Below are 17,362 nucleotides of genomic sequence, written 5' to 3' on the forward strand. Positions count from 1 at the left end.
CCCCGCTCGTGCGGGGACAGCATCAGACCTGAATCCGGCGCTCCACCACATCAACGAGCTTCGCCAGTGCCTGATCCCGCGGAATGCCGTTCTCCTGCGAACCGTCGCGGTAGCGGAACGACACCGTGCCTCCGTGCATGTCCTCGTCGCCGACGATGATCATGAACGGGACCTTCTGCTTCTGCTGCGTCCGGATCTTCTTCTGCATCCGGTCCGAGGAGGAATCGACGTCGACACGCAGCCCCTTGCGCCGTGCCTCCGCCGCGAACTCCTCCAGGTACTGCACGTGAGCGTCGCCCACCGGGATGCCCACCGCCTGTACCGGAGCGAGCCACGGCGGCATCGCGCCCGCGTAGTGCTCCAGGAGCACCGCGAAAAAGCGCTCGATGGAGCCGAACAGCGCGCGGTGGATCATGACCGGGCGGGTCTTGGAACCGTCCGCGGCCGTGTACTCCAGGTCGAAGCGCTCCGGCAGGTTGAAGTCGAGCTGGATGGTCGACATCTGCCACGTGCGCCCGATGGCATCGCGCGCTTGGACGGAGATCTTCGGGCCGTAGAACGCGGCGCCGCCCGGGTCGGCCACCAGCTCCAGGTTCTGCTTCTCGGCGACCTGGCGCAGCGTCTCGGTGGCCTCTTCCCATGCCTCGTCGGAGCCGACGAACTTCTCCGGGTCCTTGGTGGACAGCTCCAGGTAGAAGTCGTTCAGGCCGTAGTCGCGCAGCAGGTTCAGGACGAAGGTGAGGGTCTTGTCCAGCTCCTCCGACATCTGCTCACGGGTGCAGTAGATGTGCGCGTCGTCCTGGGTGAAGCCCCGGGCCCGGGTCAGGCCGTGCACGACGCCCGACTTCTCGTAGCGGTACACGGTGCCGAACTCGAACAATCTCAGGGGCAGTTCGCGGTAGGACCGCCCGCGCGCGTCGAAGATCAGGTTGTGCATCGGGCAGTTCATGGGCTTGAGGTAGTAGTCCACGCCCTCGTCGAGCTGCATGGGCGGGTACATGCCGTCGGCGTACCAGTCCAGGTGCCCGGAGGTCTCGAAGAGCTTCCCCTTGGTCGCGTGCGGGGTGTAGACGAACTCGTAGCCCTCCTCCTCGTGGCGGCGCCGCGAGTAGTCCTCCATGGTCCGGCGGATGATGCCGCCCTTGGGGTGGAAGACGGCGAGGCCGGAGCCGATCTGCTCCGGGATGGAGAACAGGTCCAGCTCGCTGCCGAGCTTGCGGTGGTCGCGCTTCTCGGCCTCGGCGAGGAACTCCAGGTGCGCCTTCAGCTCGTCCTTGGTGGGCCAGGCGGTGCCGTAGATGCGTTGGAGCATCGGGTTCTTCTCGCTGCCGCGCCAGTAGGCGGCGGCGTTGCGCATCAGCTTGAAGGCCGGGATGTTCCGGGTGCTGGGCAGGTGGGGACCGCGGCAGAGGTCCTTCCAGCACAGCTCGCCGGTCTTCGCGTCCAGGTTGTCGTAGATCGTCAGCTCGCCGGCGCCGACCTCGACGTCCGCGCCGTCGTCGCTGGACGCGGAGCCCTTGAGGCCGATCAGCTCCAGCTTGTACGGCTCGTCGGCCAGTTCCTCGCGGGCCTCGTCGTCGGTGACCACGCGGCGGGAGAACTTCTGCCCCCGCTTCTGGATCTCCTGCATCTTCTTCTCGATGGCCTTGAGGTCATCGGGGTGGAAGGGCTTCTCGACGTCGAAGTCGTAGTAGAAGCCGTCCTTGACGGGCGGGCCGATGCCCAGCTTGGCCTCGGGGAACAGCTCCTGCACGGCCTGCGCCATGACGTGCGCGGTGGAGTGGCGCAGGATGTTCAGACCGTCCTCGGAGGAGATCTCGACGCCCTCGACGGTCTCGCCGTCCTGAACCTCGTAGGCGAGGTCCTTGAGGTCGCCGGACACGCGGGCGGCGATGATCGAGCGCTCGCCGGCGAAGAGCTCGGCGGCCGTAGTGCCCGTCGTCACCACGCGTTCTTCCCGCTCGGAATCCCGCTGGATGATCACACGGACGTCTGACACCGGTCTCTCCTGACTGAAGGTGGGGCCGCGGCGCCATACCGGAGCGCACGCATGGGGGCGATCGTACCGACCCGGGGCACCCCACCGCGAAACTAGGGGCGGCGTCTGGATCCTGCCGGGGTCGCGGGGCCTGGCACGCGCATCTGCGGCGTTGTCGTCGGTTGCCAGGGCTCCGCCCTGTCGCCCTCCTCCGCCTTGCAGCTGCACGCACCAAGCCCCGCTCGGGCCGACAACAAAGGCACCGTCCCTCGAACCCGGCCTGATCCAGACGACGCCCCCTAGTCCGCGCACTCCCCTCCGTCACCGCAGGTCTCCTCGAAGAAGGCCGCGACCTCGACGTGCTCCTGCACGGCCTTCAGCAGCCGGTCCCGCTCCGCGTCGTCGACCTGTACGGGGGTGATCTCGCAGGCGCCGGTGAGCCTGCGGAACCCGCCCCGGCTCTCCAGCCGCCCGAGCACCCGCACCGGCAGCCCGACGAGGTGGGCGTGCCCCGCGATCCGGTAGGCCTCCTCGTCCAGCGCGATCCGCACGTGCGGCACCTCGGCCCCGGCCAGCACCCGCAGCCGTACGGTGCCCGTGCCGCGCGGTCCGGGGCGGCGCATGCGGACCACGGTGCCGGTGATCCGCACCGGCACGGACGGCTCCGCGCGCAGGTAGCGGGCGGCGGCCTCGCGCAGGGCGGGCAGGTCGCCGGGCGAGAACTCGACGGGTTCGGTGGGGACGCCGCAGCCCTCGGGGACACCCGCGGCCGGCGCCCAGCCGACGGCGATCCGGGCGCCCTCGGTGCCCCGGACCAGGGCGACGAGGGACTCGGTCAGCTCGTGGCTGACGCCCGCCGCGACGGCCGAGTCGAAGGCCTCCGCGCCCCCGGTGGCCCGCCGGTAGTCGACGGCCTCACGGGCGGCGTAGAGGGCCTGGTGAAGGCGTACGGCGAGGGGGCGGCCGGTGCCGACCGGCAGGAACGCGGTGAGGCGGCGGCCACCTGCGGCGGGGCCCACCACGACGTTCTCCAGGGCCGCGCCGGCGGCGCGCCGGTGCCGGGCGCCGTAGTAGCCCGCACGCGCGCGCGTGGCGAGCGCCCCGGCGAGCAGCATCTGCCGGGCGGCGGAGCGCAGCTGCTCCTGTGCCGTCCAGGACGCGGTGTCGCCGGGCCCCGTCGGTATGTCGCGTTCCCAGCGGATCTCGTCGCTGGGGACGGCGAGGGAGAGCAGGATCTCGCGGGCGGCGGGCGTGCCGCTGCGGGACAGGGCGTGCAGCGCCTCGCCGAGCAGGTCGTCGCTGTCGGGGAAGGCGCGGCTGACGGGCACCAGGAGGCTGGTGACGCCCGCGGCCGGTCCTGGCGGGGTCCAGCGGCCGTAGCGGCCCGGGGCGCCGCCGCGCCGGCGCCAGCCGTGCCGGTGCAGCAGGGCGGTCAGCACGGCCGGGTCGACGGTGCCGGGCTCGGGCGTGCCGCCGTCGCGGGGGCCGCCGTCGCGGGAGTCGGCCGGGTGCGGGCGGGCGAACCGCAGGGGCTCGGCGAACCGCGAGGGCTCCGCGGACGGCGGGGGCTCGCCGGTCGGGCGGTGCGTCATGGTTTCCCTCCCGTCCCGACCCGCGTCATGATCTCGCACAGCGCACGGTCGTCGAAGATCCGCGCGGTCGGTATCCGCACGGTGGTGCGCCGCCGTCCGGTGACCGGATGTCCGGCGAGGTTGGTCCAGTAGCAGCAGTGCCTGAGGTCGAGCCGGTCGTGCCCCGCGCGCAGCCACTGGTCGCGCGACCGGGGGACGATCATCACGACGAGGATCTTGTGCACCGAGACCGGGGTGCGGGCGAGCTTCGCCAGGTGGTCGTTGTCGAGCGTGAAGGAGAAGAAGCGGCCCGGCGGGCTCGGCGGGATCTGGTACGTCGCCTTGAGCTGCACCTTGATGGTGACCTCGTCGTCGACCGTGTGGCCGGGGGCGCTGTGGCTGACGTGCCAGTCGATGCCGTTGTCCGGGAAGGGCTGGGAGAGCGAGCAGCCCGCCGCGGCGGCGACCGCGTGGAGGTAGCCGACCTGCAAGGTCTCCATGCAGGCGGTGGTGGCGAGAGAGCCCCGGGAGGGTGCGGTGCGCTCGGGCAGCAGCCCGCCCCGTTCGGGCTGCGCGATGGCCATGGCCAACAGCCTTCCAGAACTGGTGAATCCCCGTAGCGGGTCTGTGAACTGCGACGACCCGTACTCCTGTTGTGTCCTTCCGGCGTACGTCGCAAACAGCCCGGGTATCACCGAACCGGGACAAGGGACGGCACGTCAGCCGCCGTGCTCGGACGAGGAGTTGAGTGCCCTATGACGAACTGGTTCGAGGGGCCGCTGGCCGCCTTCGACACGGAGACGACGGGTGTGGACGTCGAGACCGACCGGATCGTGTCGGCGGCCCTCGTCGTCCAGGACGCGCCGGGCCTGCGTCCGCGGGTGACCCGGTGGCTGGTGAACCCGGGGGTGCCGGTGCCCGAGGCGGCGACGGCGGTGCACGGGCTGACCCAGGAGCATGTGCAGTGCAACGGCCGCTGGCCGGCGCCGGTGATGTACGAGATAGCCGAGGCGCTGACCGAGCAGGCCCGCGCCGGGCGTCCGCTGGTGGTGATGAACGCCCCGTTCGACCTCACGCTGCTGGACCGGGAGTTGCGCAGGCACCGTGCCTCGTCGCTGGGCCGCTGGCTGGAGCGGACGTCGCTGCACGTGCTGGACCCGCGCGTGCTGGACAAGCAGCTGGACCGCTATCGCAAGGGCCGCCGCACCCTCACCGACCTGTGCGCGCACTACGGCGTGGAGTTGGCGGGCGCGCACGACGCGGCGGCCGACGCCCAGGCGGCGCTGGAGGTCGTACGGGCGGTGGGGCGCCGCTTCCAGGCCCGGCTGGAGCGCCTCTCCCCCGCGGAGCTGCACACCCTCCAGGCGGTGTGGCACGCGGGTCAGGCACGCGGGCTGCAGGCGTGGTTCGCGCTCAACGGGACGGAGGAGCCGGTGGACCCGGCCTGGCCGTTGCGACCGGACCTGCCGGCGGCGGCGTGACCTTCCGTCCCCGGCCCGCGGGAACGCCGGAACACGAAGAAGCCGGTCCGTCGTGCGACGGACCGGCTCTTCCCGGGTGGGCGATACTGGGTTCGAACCAGTGACCTCTTCGGTGTGAACGAAGCGCTCTCCCACTGAGCTAATCGCCCGGGAACGCACTGAACAATACAGGGCGCCGCGCGGTTCCATCAAACCGCTTGCCGACCGCCCGCCAGGTGCGCGGCCAGGCCCTGCCGTCCCGCCCGCATCATCAGCCGGTGGTTGACCCGGAACAGGGGACGGCCGGGCACGGCGAGGCGGCGCAGCAGCGGCTTGCGCACGACGACCTCCTGGTCGTAGCGGACGAGGGTGGCGGAACCGCGGGGGGCGACCGTCCAGCGCGCCCAGCCCTCCATGTCACCGCTCATCACGACCTCCAGCACTCCCGCGGCCGGGTCCCGGCGCCCCTCCCGCACGGTCGCGGTCAGCTCGTACGGGAGCAGGGAGCGGAACCGGAGGACGCCGCTGGTGTCGTCGAGCCGGGTGACTTCGCGCACCTGCGGCCACCAGCGGGGGTAGTCCTCGACGCGTTCCAGGGCGCGGTAGACGTCCGGGGCGGGCGCGGGCAGCGGCCACAGGCTGCGGAAGCGGTAATGGTTCCAGTCCACCCGTGCAGTGTGCCCGCGCCCGCGCCGGTCAGGGGCGGGCTACGGCATCCTGCCCCCCAGGAGTGCGAGGTTCTCGATGGCGGCGAGGCCGTAGAGGGCGGTGTCGTTGGTGGACACCCAGCTCGCCTCGCTGCCCGGCACCAGGGCGAGGGGGCCGCTCAGCTTCTCCGTCGTCCAGGGCGCCGACTCCTTGTAGCCGTCGGAGTCGTAGAACTTCTGCCACGCGCGCGTGGCGAGCTTCTCGTCGCCGGTCCGTACGGCCGCGTACGCGTCGAGGCGCGAGTGGCCCTGGAAGAGGATGAGGCTGCCGAAGTTCGCGCCGTAGCGCTCGGCCTGTTCGGACTTGCTCGCGTTGAAGTAGCGGCAGTAGTCGTAGTACGCCTCCTCGAACCGCGGCATGTGGACGAGGTCGATCAGTTCGGCGCACAGTTCGTTCAGGCCGAAGACGGCCGACAGGTGGGAGACCTCGACCTTGGGGGTGTCGGCGACGGCGAACCTCCCGGTGTCCAGGTCGTACAGGCCGCTGCCCTGGACGAAGCCGTTGGGCTGGGCGGCGATGGTCTCCATGGTGGACAGGACGCGGTCTCTGGCCTTCTCCCACTTGGGGCCCTTGCGTTCCCATTCGGTGAGCCACGCGGAGACCAGGCCGCTCCAGTCGGTGCCGAAGCCGATGGACAGGGCGTTGCGGTCGGGTGTGTACGGCTCGGTGCGGATCTTGCGGAGCGGGTCGAGGGCGAGGAAGGTCTCGTCGGAGTCGACGTTGGCGTGCATGAGGTCGCCGACGCGTTCGTCGGCGGTGAGGAAATAGTAGAAGCGCCGGTAGGTGGTGTTGGCGATGCGCTGCTGCTTGGCGCTGTCGGCGTAGTGCTGGACGCCGTGCCGGGTGCCGAGTCCGGCCCATTTGCCGAGGTGGTAGACGTCGACCTCGCCGGTGTGCCGGGTCATGGCCTCCGCGAAGCGGAAGATGTCGGCGCGGCCGGAGCGCAGGTAGGCGTACCAGAGCCAGAGGTCGGGCGACAGCTCGGAGTTGTCCCAGGCGTAGCCGCCGATGTCGTAGCGCCACTGGTGCCGGGCGGCGTCGTAGGTGTGCATGATGTCGCCGTAGTCCCAGAAGCCGTACCAGCGGCGCTGCTCGACCTGGTCCTTGTAGTGGGTGAAGAGGAAGTCGAGGTGGTCCTCGATCTTCGCCTTGGCGGGGGTGGAGCGGTCGGGCCGGGAGTAGAGGCCGGGGCCGAAGACCCCGGCCTTGATGAGCTGTTCGGGCGGGGCGGCGAGCTGCGGCAGGACGCGTACGGCTCCGACCTGCTCGGCGAGTTCCTCGGCGTTCGGGGTGGCGGCGTTGGCCCAGAAGAGGAGTTCCGAGGTGCGGGCGATGCCGTAGGGGGTGCCGAACTCCGGTTCGTAGTCCTCGTAGGTGATGTTGAGGCCTTCGAGCTGCTCGGGGAAGGTGTCCTGGCCCATGCCGTCGTGGTAAAAGCGCAGGTCCATCGGCTGGGCCTCGGGCGACCAGAGCCAGAGGGTGACCTCGGCCTCGTCGGTGTGGGCGGCGCGGATGTCGAGTTGGGCGGGGTACTTCTCCCAGAAGTCGCGCAGGCCGAAGGAGAGGCCGCCGCTCACGCCGCCGACGTAGCCGAAGCCGGAGGCGCGCCGTCCACCGCCCGCGCCGATCCAGCCGTGGCCCTTCTTGGTGCGCTTGCGCAGGGTGAAGCCGTCGGCGGACAGCTGGGCGAGGGTGTAGTCGCCCCACTCGGGGATGTACTTCAGACGGGTGGTCACCCGCTGGTCCCAGGTGGCGGGGTCGGGCAGCTTCTCCCCGGCGAACTGGGCCGCCTGTACGGCCGCGCCGGGGTCGCGGCGCAGGCCGGTGATGCCCTTGACCGCCTCGCGGAGCAGGCCGGTGCCCTCGCCGCCGATGCGGATGTGGCGGTCGTAGGACGCGTCGCGCATCGGGACGGTGAAGCGGACGCCGAGGCCGCGGATGAAGTCGCCGCTCGCCCTGCCGGGTTCCTGCCTCCCGTCGAACGTGACGGTGTGCACCATGCGGAAGGAGTCGGCGCCCGCGTAGAAGTAGAGGCGGACGGAGAAGGGCAGCCAGCCGCGGTGTCCCTTGCGGTGCTTGCCGTCGATGCGGACGACGGCGCGGACCGGGCCGTCCTGCTCGACCTGCACTGCGTCGACCGCGCCGTCGAAGCGTTCGTACGTCACCGTGCCCTGGTCGCCGTCCTCGATCTCGGGCTGGCGCAGCAGGACGAGGCGGCCGTTCTTCGCGATCTCGGTGGAGCCTCTGGTGACCGACTTGATCAGGTTCGATCCGGATGTGCCGATACTCGCGGTGATGACACCGGTCGATATGTCGATGGTGCCGCCGCGCCGGACGACGGAGACCTTCTTCGGGGGCGCGGCGGGGGCACCGGCGGCCAGGGTGAGCTTGCCGCTCCCGGAACCGACGGCGTGGGCGGTCCACTTGAGGGAGCCGTCGGGCCAGTGGGCGAGGGGCCAGGACTGCACGGGTACGGCCTTGCCGTCCGCGTCCGTGACGGCGAACGACTGGTCTTCGCGGAAGGCGCCCCTGGGCCAGGGGACGCCGACGGTGGAGCCGGGGGCTGCGCCGAGTCCGCCGTCCTCCAGCCAGGTCAGGGTGACGGGGCCGTCGTCGGCGACGGGAACGGCGGCGGGCGCGGCCTGCGCGTTCTGGGTGCCCAGCGCCCAGCTGAACTGGGCGGCGGCACCGGCGACGGCGGCCGCCTTGAGGAGGGACCTGCGGGGGATGGGGGACATGGCCTTTCCTTTCCGTGCGGGGGGTGCAGGGGTGTCAAGGGCATGACAGACGGAGGCGCGGGAGCGGGGCACCGGCCTCGGTACCCGGGGCTTGCCGCTCCGGGGCGGAGCCGCCAGGTCAGCGGCGCCGGTGCCGTTCCTCCACCGCCACGGCGGCCGCGGCGACGGCCCCCAGGACGGCGACGCCCAGCGGTGCGCTGAACCAGGCGGAGCAGACCACGACGGCCAGTCCGCCGACCAGGAGGAAGGAACCGGCGGGGTCGAGCACGGTACGACGGCCCGCCCGCGCGAGCAGTGACCGCCAGGAGGCGCCGGGGTGCCAGTCCGCCGCGGCCCGCAGCCCCGCCACGGCGGCGCCGATCAGGGCGAGGACGCCGACGGCGCCGACCGGCGGACCGCCCGGCAGACCGTCCCGCACGGCACGCACGTCGACCCAGACCACCGCCAGGGCGGCCCAGCCGGCGACCCCGACGAGCCACCCGTGACACACCGCCGCCCGGAAGTCGGCGACGAACTCCCGTACACCGCCGCGTTCGTGGGCCATCCGTCGCCCGAGGTGGCGCGCGCCGGCCGCGAACGCGGCGGGGTAGGTGACCAGTCCCAGCGACGCCACCGCGATCCACACGCCGGTGAGCAGGCACTCGGCGAACAGGGCGAAGCCCTGGGCGAACCGGGACTCCCCCGGCTCCACACGGGCCTTCGCACGCGCTTCGGTCATCGGTGTCCCACCTCAGCCCTTCAGGCCGGACGTCGCCATGCCGTCGATCAGATAGCGCTGGAAGGCCAGGAAGAAGGCGAGGACCGGCAGCAGGGCGACGAGCGACATGGCGATCATGCCGCCGTAGTTCGCCAGGCCCTCCTGGTCCACGAACATCTTGAGGCCGAGGGAGATCGTGTACTTGCCGGGCTCGTTGAGGTAGATCAGCGGGCCCATGAAGTCGTTCCAGGAGTTGATGAAGGTGAAGATCGCGCTGGTGATCAGCGCGGGGCGGCACAGCGGCAGCACGATCGACCAGTAGATGCGGAAGTGCCCGCAGCCGTCGAGCCGGGCGGCCTCGTCCAGCTCCCTGGGCAGGTTGCGCATGAACTGCACCATCAGGAAGACGAAGAACGCCTCGGTGGCCAGGTACTTCCCCAGCAGGAGCGGGGTGTACGTGTTGATCATGTCCAGGTTGCGGAAGAGCACGTACTGCGGGATCAGCAGCACGTGGTATGGCAGTAGCAGGGTGCCGATCATCAGCGTGAACAGCAGGTTGCGGCCCGCGAACCTGATCTTCGCGAAGGCGTACGCCGTCAGCGAGCAGGACACCACGATGCCGATCACGGAACCGACGGCGAGGAAGAGCGAGTTGACGAAGAACGTGGAGATCGAGATGTCCGCGATGCCGTCGGCGAGACTCGTGTAGTTGTCCGTGACCGGGTCGCCCGGGAAGAGGTCCAGGCTGCCGACGATGTCGCCGCTCTCCTTGAAGGAGCCGCCGATCACCCAGAGCACCGGGTAGAGGATCACGGCGAGGATCGCCAGCGACCCGAGGTGCCAGGCGAGCGACCCGGGCAGCCCGCGCCGGAGCGCGGCCGCCCTGGTGGACGGGGTCGGTGGGGCTTCGGTGGCCGGGGTGACATCGGTGGCCCGCGCGCTCATCGGCCGCCCTCCTCGTAGTGCACCCAGCGCTTCTGGGACCAGAACAGCACCGCGGTGACCAGGGCGACCGCGACGAGCAGCATCCACGCCATGGCGGAGGCCAGGCCCATGCGGCTGTTCTCGAAGCCCTGGACGTACAGGTAGCAGGTGTAGACCATCGTGCCGTCCGCCGGACCGCAGGCGTTGCCCCCGGCGCCGCCGCCGACGATGTAGGCCGAGCTGAAGATCTGGAAGGAGTGGATGGTCTCCAGCAGGACGTTGAAGAAGAGGACCGGGGAGATCATCGGCAGGGTGATGTTCCAGAACTGCCGCAGTTTGCCCGCGCCGTCCACGTCGGCCGCCTCGTACAGTTCGCGCGGCACCTGCTTCAGACCGGCCAGGAAGATGACCATCGGGGCGCCGAACTGCCAGACGGTGAGCGCCACCAGGCTGTAGATGATGAGTTCCGGGTCGCCGGTCCAGCCGCCGGCGTCGATCCCGAAGAACCGCTGCGTACGGTCGACGACCGCGTCGTCCGAGAAGATCGCCTTCCAGACGATGGCGACGGACACGCTCGCGCCGATCAGCGACGGCGCGTAGAACGCGGCCCGGTAGAAGGCCTGTCCGCGTCGCTTCTGGGCCAGCAGCAGCGCGACCCCGAGCGCCGCGATCAGCTTGATCGGCGTGCCGACCACGACGTACCAGAGGGTGATGCGGACCGAGTGGCGCCAGCGCGGGTCGCCGAACATCTCGGAGAAGTTGTCCAGGCCGATCCACCGGGGCGCGTCGAACAGGTTGTAGTCGGTGAAGGCGAAGTAGAGCGAGGCGGCCATCGGGCCCGCCGTCAGCAGCAGGAACCCGGCGATCCAGGGGGACATGAAGAGGTATCCGGCCAGGTTCTCCCGGCGGCCGAGCCGCTTCGCCCCGGCGGGGCGCGGGGATTTCACGGGACCGTGGCGCGGCCCGGAGTCCGTCGGGCCCTCCAGCGCGGGAGCGTGTGTCACGGCGCTCCCCATCAGCCGGCGAGAGCCGTCTTCGACTCGGTGAAGAACTGTCCGACCGCGTCCTCGACGGACCGCGAGCCGAGCGCCATCTCCTCGGCGATGCGCAGGAACGCGGCCTCGCAGATGTCGGCCCCGTTGGGGTGCGGGGTGATCCGCTCCAGGACACCGGCCTCGACGAGTGACTCCTCGTAGGCGGCGATGGCCTTGTTGACCGGGTCGGTCGGCCGGTACGCGTCGTACTGGGCCTGTGTGGTGGGGACACCGCGGTCGTAGCCCATGATCTTGGCGACCTCGGGGTCGTGGACCATGAAGTCGATGAACTGGGCGACCTCCTTGGGGTGCTCGGTGCGCTTGTAGGCGCTGAGCATCAGGGAGCCGAGGTACTGGCCGGTCCGCTTGCCGTCCGTGGTGGGGATCGGCGCGAGGCCGTACTCGCTCTTGCCTTCGGAGGTGTAGCGGACGGTGAAGTTGTCCCAGGTGAACTCACTGCCGGCGAGTTCCGCGGAGAGCGCCGACTTGGGCTTGATCTGGGCGACCTTCTTGGCGTCGGCGAACAGGCCGGACTTCACGCCCTTCTCCGCCTTGGTCCACCAGGTGGTCAGATCCGCCTCGGTGAAGCCGAGTCCGTCCTCGGTGAAGAACGCCTTTCCGTTCTGACGCAGGTACAGGTCGTAGAGGTACATGACGCCGTACATGCCGCTGTCACCGGCCCGGCCGGTCTTGTCGCGGACCTTCGTCATCGCCTCGTCGAAGTCGTCCCACGTCCAGCCCTGTTCGGGTGTGATCCCGGCCCGGGTGTAGACGGGCTTGTCGATGACCAGGGCCATCGAGTTGGAACCGACGGGCACGCCGAGGAGTTTTCCGTCGACCTCGCCGAACTTCTCCAGACCCGCGCGGAAGCCGTCCATGGCGAGGTTTCCCGCCTTCACCTGCTCGCCGAGATCGAGCAGGACATTCTTGGCATCGTATTTGCGGAGGAATCCGATGGCATTCTGGAAGACGTCCGGTGGATTCCCCCCGGAGGCCTGGGTGTTGAACTTCTTCCAGAAGTCGGTGTACGGCTGGAAGTCGGTCTTGACCTTGATCTTCGGATACTTCTTCTCGAAGAGCGCGATGGTCTTGTTGATGCGTTCCGCCCGGTCCTCGGCACCCCACCAGGAGTAACGGATCGTCACCGTTCCGTTCCCCGAACCGCTCCCGCCGCCGCACGCGGTGGCCGTGGCGCCCAGTCCCGCGACGGCCAGCGAGGCCCCCGCCGCCTTGAGGATCGTCCGCCTCCCGGCCTGCCGCTCCGCATTCCCGCCCTGCTGCATACGAGCCTCCCCGCGACACCGCGTCCGCTTCATGAATCGTTTCAAGTAAGCGCTTGCTGGCACAAGGTACGAAGGGCCCGGGGGCGCGTCAATGACTCGGACAGGAATTCGCGGGCCCCGACCGGGGGCGGTGTCGGCGCCCGACCGGAACCCACCGGTCGTCACCGTGCGGAACCCACAGGTCGGCGCGGCGTGACCGACGGGCCGAACGCGCACCGGACCGCCACGGACGGCGGCGCGGAAGGTCACGGTTGAGTGAAGGCGGACCGGAGCCGAGTGCCCGGGCGCCCGGGGCACCGCACACGAAGGCGGCCCCGCTCACGATGGTGAACGGGGCCGACTGATGATCCGGTGGGCGATACTGGGTTCGAACCAGTGACCTCTTCGGTGTGAACGAAGCGCTCTCCCACTGAGCTAATCGCCCGGACGCAGGAAGAACATTACCCCATGTCACAGGCGCCCGTGACCAGCGGGGGCCGCGACAGCGACCCCCGCCGACGATCACTGGTCCTTGATCTTCCAGGGCATCTGGAGGCCGAACTTCCACAGGTAGATCCCGGCCAGCACGGCGATGACCACCACGCCGATCGAGGTCAGGATGATGTTCCGGCGCCGCACCCTCGGGTCGAGGGCACGCTGCGCCGCCTCGGTGACCTTGCGCTTGGTCCAGCGCAGCACCAGCTGGGCCCAGACGAACTCGGTCGCCCAGATCGCCATGCCGCCGAAGATCACCACCCAGCCCGGTCCGGGCAGCGGCAGCATGATGATGCCGGCCACCACGACCGCGAGGCCGACGATGAAGACGCCGACCTGCCAGCTCAGGTGCAGCGCACGCCGCGCCTTGATGAATTCCGGAGCCCGCGAACCGAGCGCTCGCTCGGCCGCGGCCTCGTCCGTCCCCGTACGGTCTGCCGCCACGGCCGCCTCGCCGGGCTTGTTACTCCCCGTGTTCATACGGCCAAACACTACCGGAGCGAAACCTGTCACCGGAATGGGCGCACGACCCGAACGATCTCTCGGCCGGAAGAGTTACGTAAACGCACGCAAAACACTCAGAGGGGTTTACAACGGCACCGTAGGTGGCATGTCGATTTCGCCGACGTGCGAATCCCCGAGCGCACACTGAGCGAAAGGCCCTGGCGCTTATGAACACCACGGTCAGCTGCGAGCTGCACCTGCGCCTCGTTGTGTCGAGCGAGTCCTCCCTGCCTGTCCCCGCAGGCCTGCGGTACGACACGGCCGACCCCTACGCCGTGCACGCCACCTTCCACACCGGAGCCGAGGAGACCGTCGAGTGGGTGTTCGCCCGCGACCTCCTCGCCGAAGGTCTCCACCGCCCCACAGGCACCGGCGACGTCCGAGTCTGGCCGTCCCGCAGTCACGGCCAGGGCGTCGTGTGCATCGCTCTCAGCTCCCCGGAGGGCGAAGCACTGCTCGAGGCCCCGGCGCGGGCCCTGGAGTCCTTCCTGAAGCGCACAGACGCCGCCGTGCCCCCCGGCACGGAACACCGGCACTTCGACCTCGATCAGGAGCTCTCGCACATCCTGGCCGAAAGCTAGGGCGGGGCCCCGCGTGAAGCCGCCCGTCGCCGTCGACTCGGGGTGACGGCACGGGCCCGGACAACCGCATACGGCACACACGGCGTCGTCGCCGCGGATCTCCGCGGGGGCGGCGCCGCTCTGTGCGCGAAGGCGGCGCCGCTGTGTGCGCGGCACCGGGGAACGATGGCGGGCCCGTCACCGTTGAAGAGGCAACCGACGACCCGGACCGGCTCGCGGCCGGTTCGCCCGCCGTGCCTGCCGCTACCATCGGCCAGCATCGGCGGGCGCCCGCCCGACCCCCAGGCCAGGGAGCAAAACGTGCTGATCACCCACGACACCCGGTGCGCGCTCGACACCGTGGTGGATCTGGTGAACACGATGCCGGAGGACGAATCGGCTCCGGACGGGCTGCCGGACGTCGCGGCCCTCCAGGAATTCGTGGCGACGCACGAGATCAGCGAGGTCGGCGTGCTCACGGACCTCGACCTCTCGGCGGTGCGGGGGATCCGCGGACGGTTCGCGGCGGTCTTCGCCGCCCCCGACGCCCGGACCGCCGCGGGACTGATCAACGACCTGGTCGCGGCCGCCGGCACCACGCCCCGGCTCACCGACCACGACGGCTACGACTGGCACATCCACTACTTCGCGCCCGGCGCCTCCGTCGCGGACCACCTCACCGCGGACTGCGGGATGGCCCTGGCGTTCTTCGTGGTGGCCGGGGAGCAGGAGCGGCTGCGGCGGTGCGAGGCCCCCGACTGCCGGCGCGCCTTCGTCGACCTCTCCCGCAACCGCTCGCGGCGGTACTGCGACAGCCGCACCTGCGGGAACCGCTTGCACGTGGCCGCCTACCGGGCCCGGCGCAAGGAGGCGGCGGGCTGACGCCGCCCTCGGGGCTGTGCGGTCGCGGACGCGGGGACGACGACGCGGCCCCCGGCGGGTGGCGCCGGGGAGCGCGGGTACGGCTCACAGCAACAGCAGATCGTGCAACGAAGCCATGAGCAGCAGACACCCGATCACCGCCAGGAAGATCATGAGCGGTGGCTGGGATAGGGCGAAGAGGCAGCCGCGTGGTTCGTCCTGCACCCGCGCGGTTTCGCTCTGTCTCGTGTCCAGCTGGGAATCCAGCTGAGTGGTGTCCGGCATCTCGCCGCGATGATGACGCAGCAGGCGGGGTCCACGCGATCAACACGCCCGTGACGACCGCGTGTTGGTTGAATGTCGCAATGTCCGGTCGGATCGTGATCATTACGGAGCACGCGCTGTCGGCCTCGGACCGCTGTGTCGTTTCAGCCCCCGGCGCTGGCCGTCAGGCCTCGTGCTTCATGTCCCCTGCTTCATATCCCGTGCTTCTTGAGGATGGCCTCGATGTCGCTGAAGTCGTCGTCACCGCCCCGGGACGCCTTCGCCGGGCGGGGCGCGGGCTGGGCCGCCGGACCGGAGCCGGTCCCCAGGGAGGGGGCGGAGGCGCCGGGAGCCACCGCGTCGCGCCGTGCCGCGGCCCGGGCCTCCTTGCGCTCCTTGCGGGTGCCGCCGCGGCGGCGTTCCACGGCGCGCGTGGTCATGAAGAGCACCCAGGCCACACCCAGCACTCCGAAGCCTGCCCAGGCCACCGGGCTGAAGGCCGTGTCGGCCAGCCACTCGACGACCCCGGTCATCACCAGGCCGATCGGGACCAGCGAGTAGGCGGCGATACGGGCGGCGGTGAGGAAGCGCTTGCGGTACGCGGTGACCGCCGCGATACCCAGGCCCGCCGCGGACACCGCGGAGCAGACGGTCTCGGCAATCATCCGGTCCTCCAGGGCTGGGCTCGGTCGGGCTTGAGTACTTCGTCCCTTCCATCCTGCACCGTCCGCCCGCCGTGGGGCCATGCCGGGGGACCGAGATCAGGGAGATCTCGGGGTCGGCTCCTCCGCAGGTGCCGGGGGCGCGGTACGAGGCCGGTTGGGGCGGCACCCCGCGGGCTGGGAGGATGGAGGGCATGAGCGACTCCTCCCCCGCCCGCCCCGCCGCACCCGTCCTCGACGTCTGGTGCGAGCTCCAGTGCCCGGACTGCCACACCGCCCTGGACGACCTGCGCGCCCTGCGCGCCCGCTACGGCGACCGTCTGGACGTGCGGCTGCGGCACTTCCCGCTGGAGAAGCACAAGCACGCCTTCGCCGCCGCGCAGGCCGCCGAGGAGGCGTTCGCCCAGGGCCGGGGCTGGGCGTACGCCGAGGCCGTCCTGGACCGGGTCCCGGAGCTGGACCGTGCGGGAGAGCCCTTCCTGGTCGAGGTGGCCCGGGAACTAGGGCTGGACGCGGAGGAGTTCGACACTGCGCTCATCGACGGCCGGCACATCCTGATCGTCGACGCCGACCAGGCCGAGGGCAAGGCGATCGGCGTGACCGGCACCCCCACGTACGTGATCGGCGGCGAGCGCCTCGACGGCGGCAAGAGCCAGGAGGGGCTGCGCGAGCGCGTCGAGGAGATCGCGGACCGGCTGCTGGCCGAGCCGCGGGACTGAGGGACGGCGGCGGGGCCGGGACCGGCCGCCCGCCGCTACAGCAGCGGCTTGCTGTAGTGGTACCGCGTGGTCTCGTAGCCGAGCGACTCGTAGAGCCGCTCGGCCGCGGTGTTCCCCGCGAAGACGTTGAGGCCGATCAGATCGCGGCCCGCGGTGATCGCCTGGGCCTCGGCCAGCAGCATCAGGCTGCGGCCGTGGCCCCGGCCCCGGTGGGGCGCGTCGGTCTCGACGTCGAAGACGAAAGCCCGGTCCTGCCGCAGCGCCAGCCACAGGATCCCGACCCGCTCGCCCTCGTGCTCCAACACGCTGAACAGCGTGTTCTCGGTGTCCAGCCCCTGGGGCAGCAGTACTTCGTGGTCGCGGCGCGCCTTCGCGCGCGCGTCGGCCTCGGGCACGCCCCGCTCCACCCAGGTGCGGGCGTACGACTCCGACTCGTACGCCTGCCAGGCGGCGAACTCCTCCGGTGTCATGGGCCGTGTCCCGCTGCCCGCGGGCAGGGCGGGCGGGGTGGCGCCGAGCGGCTTGGTCATGGTGCGGTTGCGCAGGACGTAGCCGAGTGCCTGCGCGAGCCGGATGCCCGCCTCGGCGTCGCCGGCGACGCCCGCCTCGATCTGCCGGCAGCCCCAGGTACGCGCCACCTCCTCCGCGGCGAGCGCGGCCACCGTGCCCCGGCCGCGCCGCCGGTCCGGCGCGTCGACGCGCAGCTTGTGGATCACGGCGACGGAGTCGCCGAGGGAGGAGGAGGTGCCGAGGTGCAGCACACCGGCGGGGCGGCTGTTCACGCACACCTGGTAGTGGCGCGAACGGGTCCCGTCGGCGGCGCGCTGGAGCGGCTCGGTCGGCCGCAGGGTCGTGGTCATCACGGCAGTTCTACCCACCGCGGACGGGAACGGCAGCTGAATATCGGCGCCTTGGCGGACCCGGC

Annotated in this window: 17 protein-coding genes and 2 tRNA genes; 4 read left to right on the forward strand and 15 right to left on the reverse strand. The window is 70.8% G+C overall.

The features are described from left to right. Nucleotides 1-22: 22 nt before the first annotated feature. From thrS to ACGH52_RS08095, 3 genes are all read right to left on the reverse strand, one after another. Nucleotides 23-1,999 carry a threonine--tRNA ligase gene (gene thrS, locus ACGH52_RS08085; RefSeq protein ID WP_399938363.1) on the reverse strand — a complete coding sequence of 659 codons (1,977 nt, stop codon included), beginning with the start codon at nucleotides 1,997-1,999 and terminating at the stop codon, nucleotides 23-25. Nucleotides 2,000-2,277: 278 nt separating this feature from the next. Then, a complete protein-coding gene (locus tag ACGH52_RS08090) occupies nucleotides 2,278-3,570 on the reverse strand; it encodes a hypothetical protein (protein WP_399938364.1) in 1,293 nt (430 codons plus the stop codon). Beyond that, nucleotides 3,567-4,133 (reverse strand): DUF4365 domain-containing protein, encoded by a 567-nt coding sequence (locus tag ACGH52_RS08095; RefSeq protein ID WP_059299560.1) that lies wholly within the window; start codon nucleotides 4,131-4,133, stop codon nucleotides 3,567-3,569. Before ACGH52_RS08095 ends, ACGH52_RS08090 begins: the two co-directional genes overlap by 4 nt. Before the next feature lie 171 nt (nucleotides 4,134-4,304). Between ACGH52_RS08095 and ACGH52_RS08100 the strand changes: the two genes are divergently transcribed. Beyond that, nucleotides 4,305-5,030, forward strand: a complete 726-nt coding sequence (locus ACGH52_RS08100; protein WP_399938366.1) for a 3'-5' exonuclease — start codon at nucleotides 4,305-4,307, stop codon at nucleotides 5,028-5,030. A 77-nt stretch (nucleotides 5,031-5,107) separates the two neighbouring features. Here ACGH52_RS08100 and ACGH52_RS08105 read toward each other — a convergent pair. The 9 genes from ACGH52_RS08105 to ACGH52_RS08145 form a co-directional block, all read right to left on the reverse strand. Beyond that, nucleotides 5,108-5,179 (reverse strand) — tRNA-Val (locus ACGH52_RS08105). Nucleotides 5,180-5,218: 39 nt separating this feature from the next. Further along, complete coding sequence (locus ACGH52_RS08110; RefSeq protein ID WP_121702928.1) at nucleotides 5,219-5,677, reverse strand: SRPBCC family protein; 459 nt, start codon at nucleotides 5,675-5,677, stop codon at nucleotides 5,219-5,221. Nucleotides 5,678-5,716: 39 nt separating this feature from the next. Next, nucleotides 5,717-8,455: a Tat pathway signal sequence domain protein gene (locus tag ACGH52_RS08115; RefSeq protein ID WP_399938368.1), complete on the reverse strand. Its 2,739-nt coding sequence runs from the start codon at nucleotides 8,453-8,455 to the stop codon at nucleotides 5,717-5,719. A gap of 118 nt (nucleotides 8,456-8,573) precedes the next feature. Further along, nucleotides 8,574-9,173, reverse strand: a complete 600-nt coding sequence (locus ACGH52_RS08120; RefSeq protein ID WP_399938370.1) for a hypothetical protein — start codon at nucleotides 9,171-9,173, stop codon at nucleotides 8,574-8,576. Nucleotides 9,174-9,185: 12 nt separating this feature from the next. Beyond that, nucleotides 9,186-10,097 (reverse strand): carbohydrate ABC transporter permease, encoded by a 912-nt coding sequence (locus tag ACGH52_RS08125; RefSeq protein WP_059299565.1) that lies wholly within the window; start codon nucleotides 10,095-10,097, stop codon nucleotides 9,186-9,188. Further along, nucleotides 10,094-11,092: a carbohydrate ABC transporter permease gene (locus ACGH52_RS08130; protein WP_399938372.1), complete on the reverse strand. Its 999-nt coding sequence runs from the start codon at nucleotides 11,090-11,092 to the stop codon at nucleotides 10,094-10,096. The genes ACGH52_RS08125 and ACGH52_RS08130 overlap by 4 nt, the downstream gene beginning before the upstream one ends. Next, complete coding sequence (locus tag ACGH52_RS08135; protein ID WP_399938374.1) at nucleotides 11,092-12,393, reverse strand: ABC transporter substrate-binding protein; 1,302 nt, start codon at nucleotides 12,391-12,393, stop codon at nucleotides 11,092-11,094. The genes ACGH52_RS08130 and ACGH52_RS08135 overlap by 1 nt, the downstream gene beginning before the upstream one ends. A gap of 352 nt (nucleotides 12,394-12,745) precedes the next feature. Then, a tRNA-Val gene (locus tag ACGH52_RS08140) sits at nucleotides 12,746-12,817 on the reverse strand. A gap of 77 nt (nucleotides 12,818-12,894) precedes the next feature. Further along, nucleotides 12,895-13,347 carry a TIGR02611 family protein gene (locus ACGH52_RS08145; RefSeq protein WP_399938376.1) on the reverse strand — a complete coding sequence of 151 codons (453 nt, stop codon included), beginning with the start codon at nucleotides 13,345-13,347 and terminating at the stop codon, nucleotides 12,895-12,897. Between the two features lie 191 nt (nucleotides 13,348-13,538). Between ACGH52_RS08145 and ACGH52_RS08150 the strand changes: the two genes are divergently transcribed. Both ACGH52_RS08150 and ACGH52_RS08155 read left to right on the forward strand, forming a co-directional pair. Further along, complete coding sequence (locus tag ACGH52_RS08150; RefSeq protein ID WP_004002642.1) at nucleotides 13,539-13,952, forward strand: SsgA family sporulation/cell division regulator; 414 nt, start codon at nucleotides 13,539-13,541, stop codon at nucleotides 13,950-13,952. A 300-nt stretch (nucleotides 13,953-14,252) separates the two neighbouring features. Beyond that, nucleotides 14,253-14,813: a CGNR zinc finger domain-containing protein gene (locus ACGH52_RS08155; protein ID WP_059299569.1), complete on the forward strand. Its 561-nt coding sequence runs from the start codon at nucleotides 14,253-14,255 to the stop codon at nucleotides 14,811-14,813. Nucleotides 14,814-14,897: 84 nt separating this feature from the next. Here ACGH52_RS08155 and ACGH52_RS08160 read toward each other — a convergent pair whose 3' ends face one another. Next, nucleotides 14,898-15,077, reverse strand: coding sequence for a hypothetical protein (locus tag ACGH52_RS08160; RefSeq protein WP_003977283.1), 180 nt, complete (start codon nucleotides 15,075-15,077; stop codon nucleotides 14,898-14,900). A gap of 191 nt (nucleotides 15,078-15,268) precedes the next feature. After that, nucleotides 15,269-15,721, reverse strand: coding sequence for a hypothetical protein (locus tag ACGH52_RS08165; protein ID WP_076973516.1), 453 nt, complete (start codon nucleotides 15,719-15,721; stop codon nucleotides 15,269-15,271). A gap of 191 nt (nucleotides 15,722-15,912) precedes the next feature. On the opposite strand from ACGH52_RS08165, the gene ACGH52_RS08170 reads away from it, so the two are divergent. After that, nucleotides 15,913-16,437: a DsbA family protein gene (locus ACGH52_RS08170; protein WP_063124362.1), complete on the forward strand. Its 525-nt coding sequence runs from the start codon at nucleotides 15,913-15,915 to the stop codon at nucleotides 16,435-16,437. 35 nt (nucleotides 16,438-16,472) lie between these two features. Here the strand turns inward: ACGH52_RS08170 and ACGH52_RS08175 are convergent, their stop codons facing one another. Continuing rightward, nucleotides 16,473-17,297 (reverse strand): N-acetyltransferase, encoded by an 825-nt coding sequence (locus ACGH52_RS08175; RefSeq protein ID WP_210977977.1) that lies wholly within the window; start codon nucleotides 17,295-17,297, stop codon nucleotides 16,473-16,475. Between the last annotated feature and the right edge of the window lie 65 nt (nucleotides 17,298-17,362).

It is taken from the genome of Streptomyces sp. BBFR25 (assembly GCF_044590125.1).
Lineage (GTDB): Bacteria > Actinomycetota > Actinomycetes > Streptomycetales > Streptomycetaceae > Streptomyces > Streptomyces canus_D.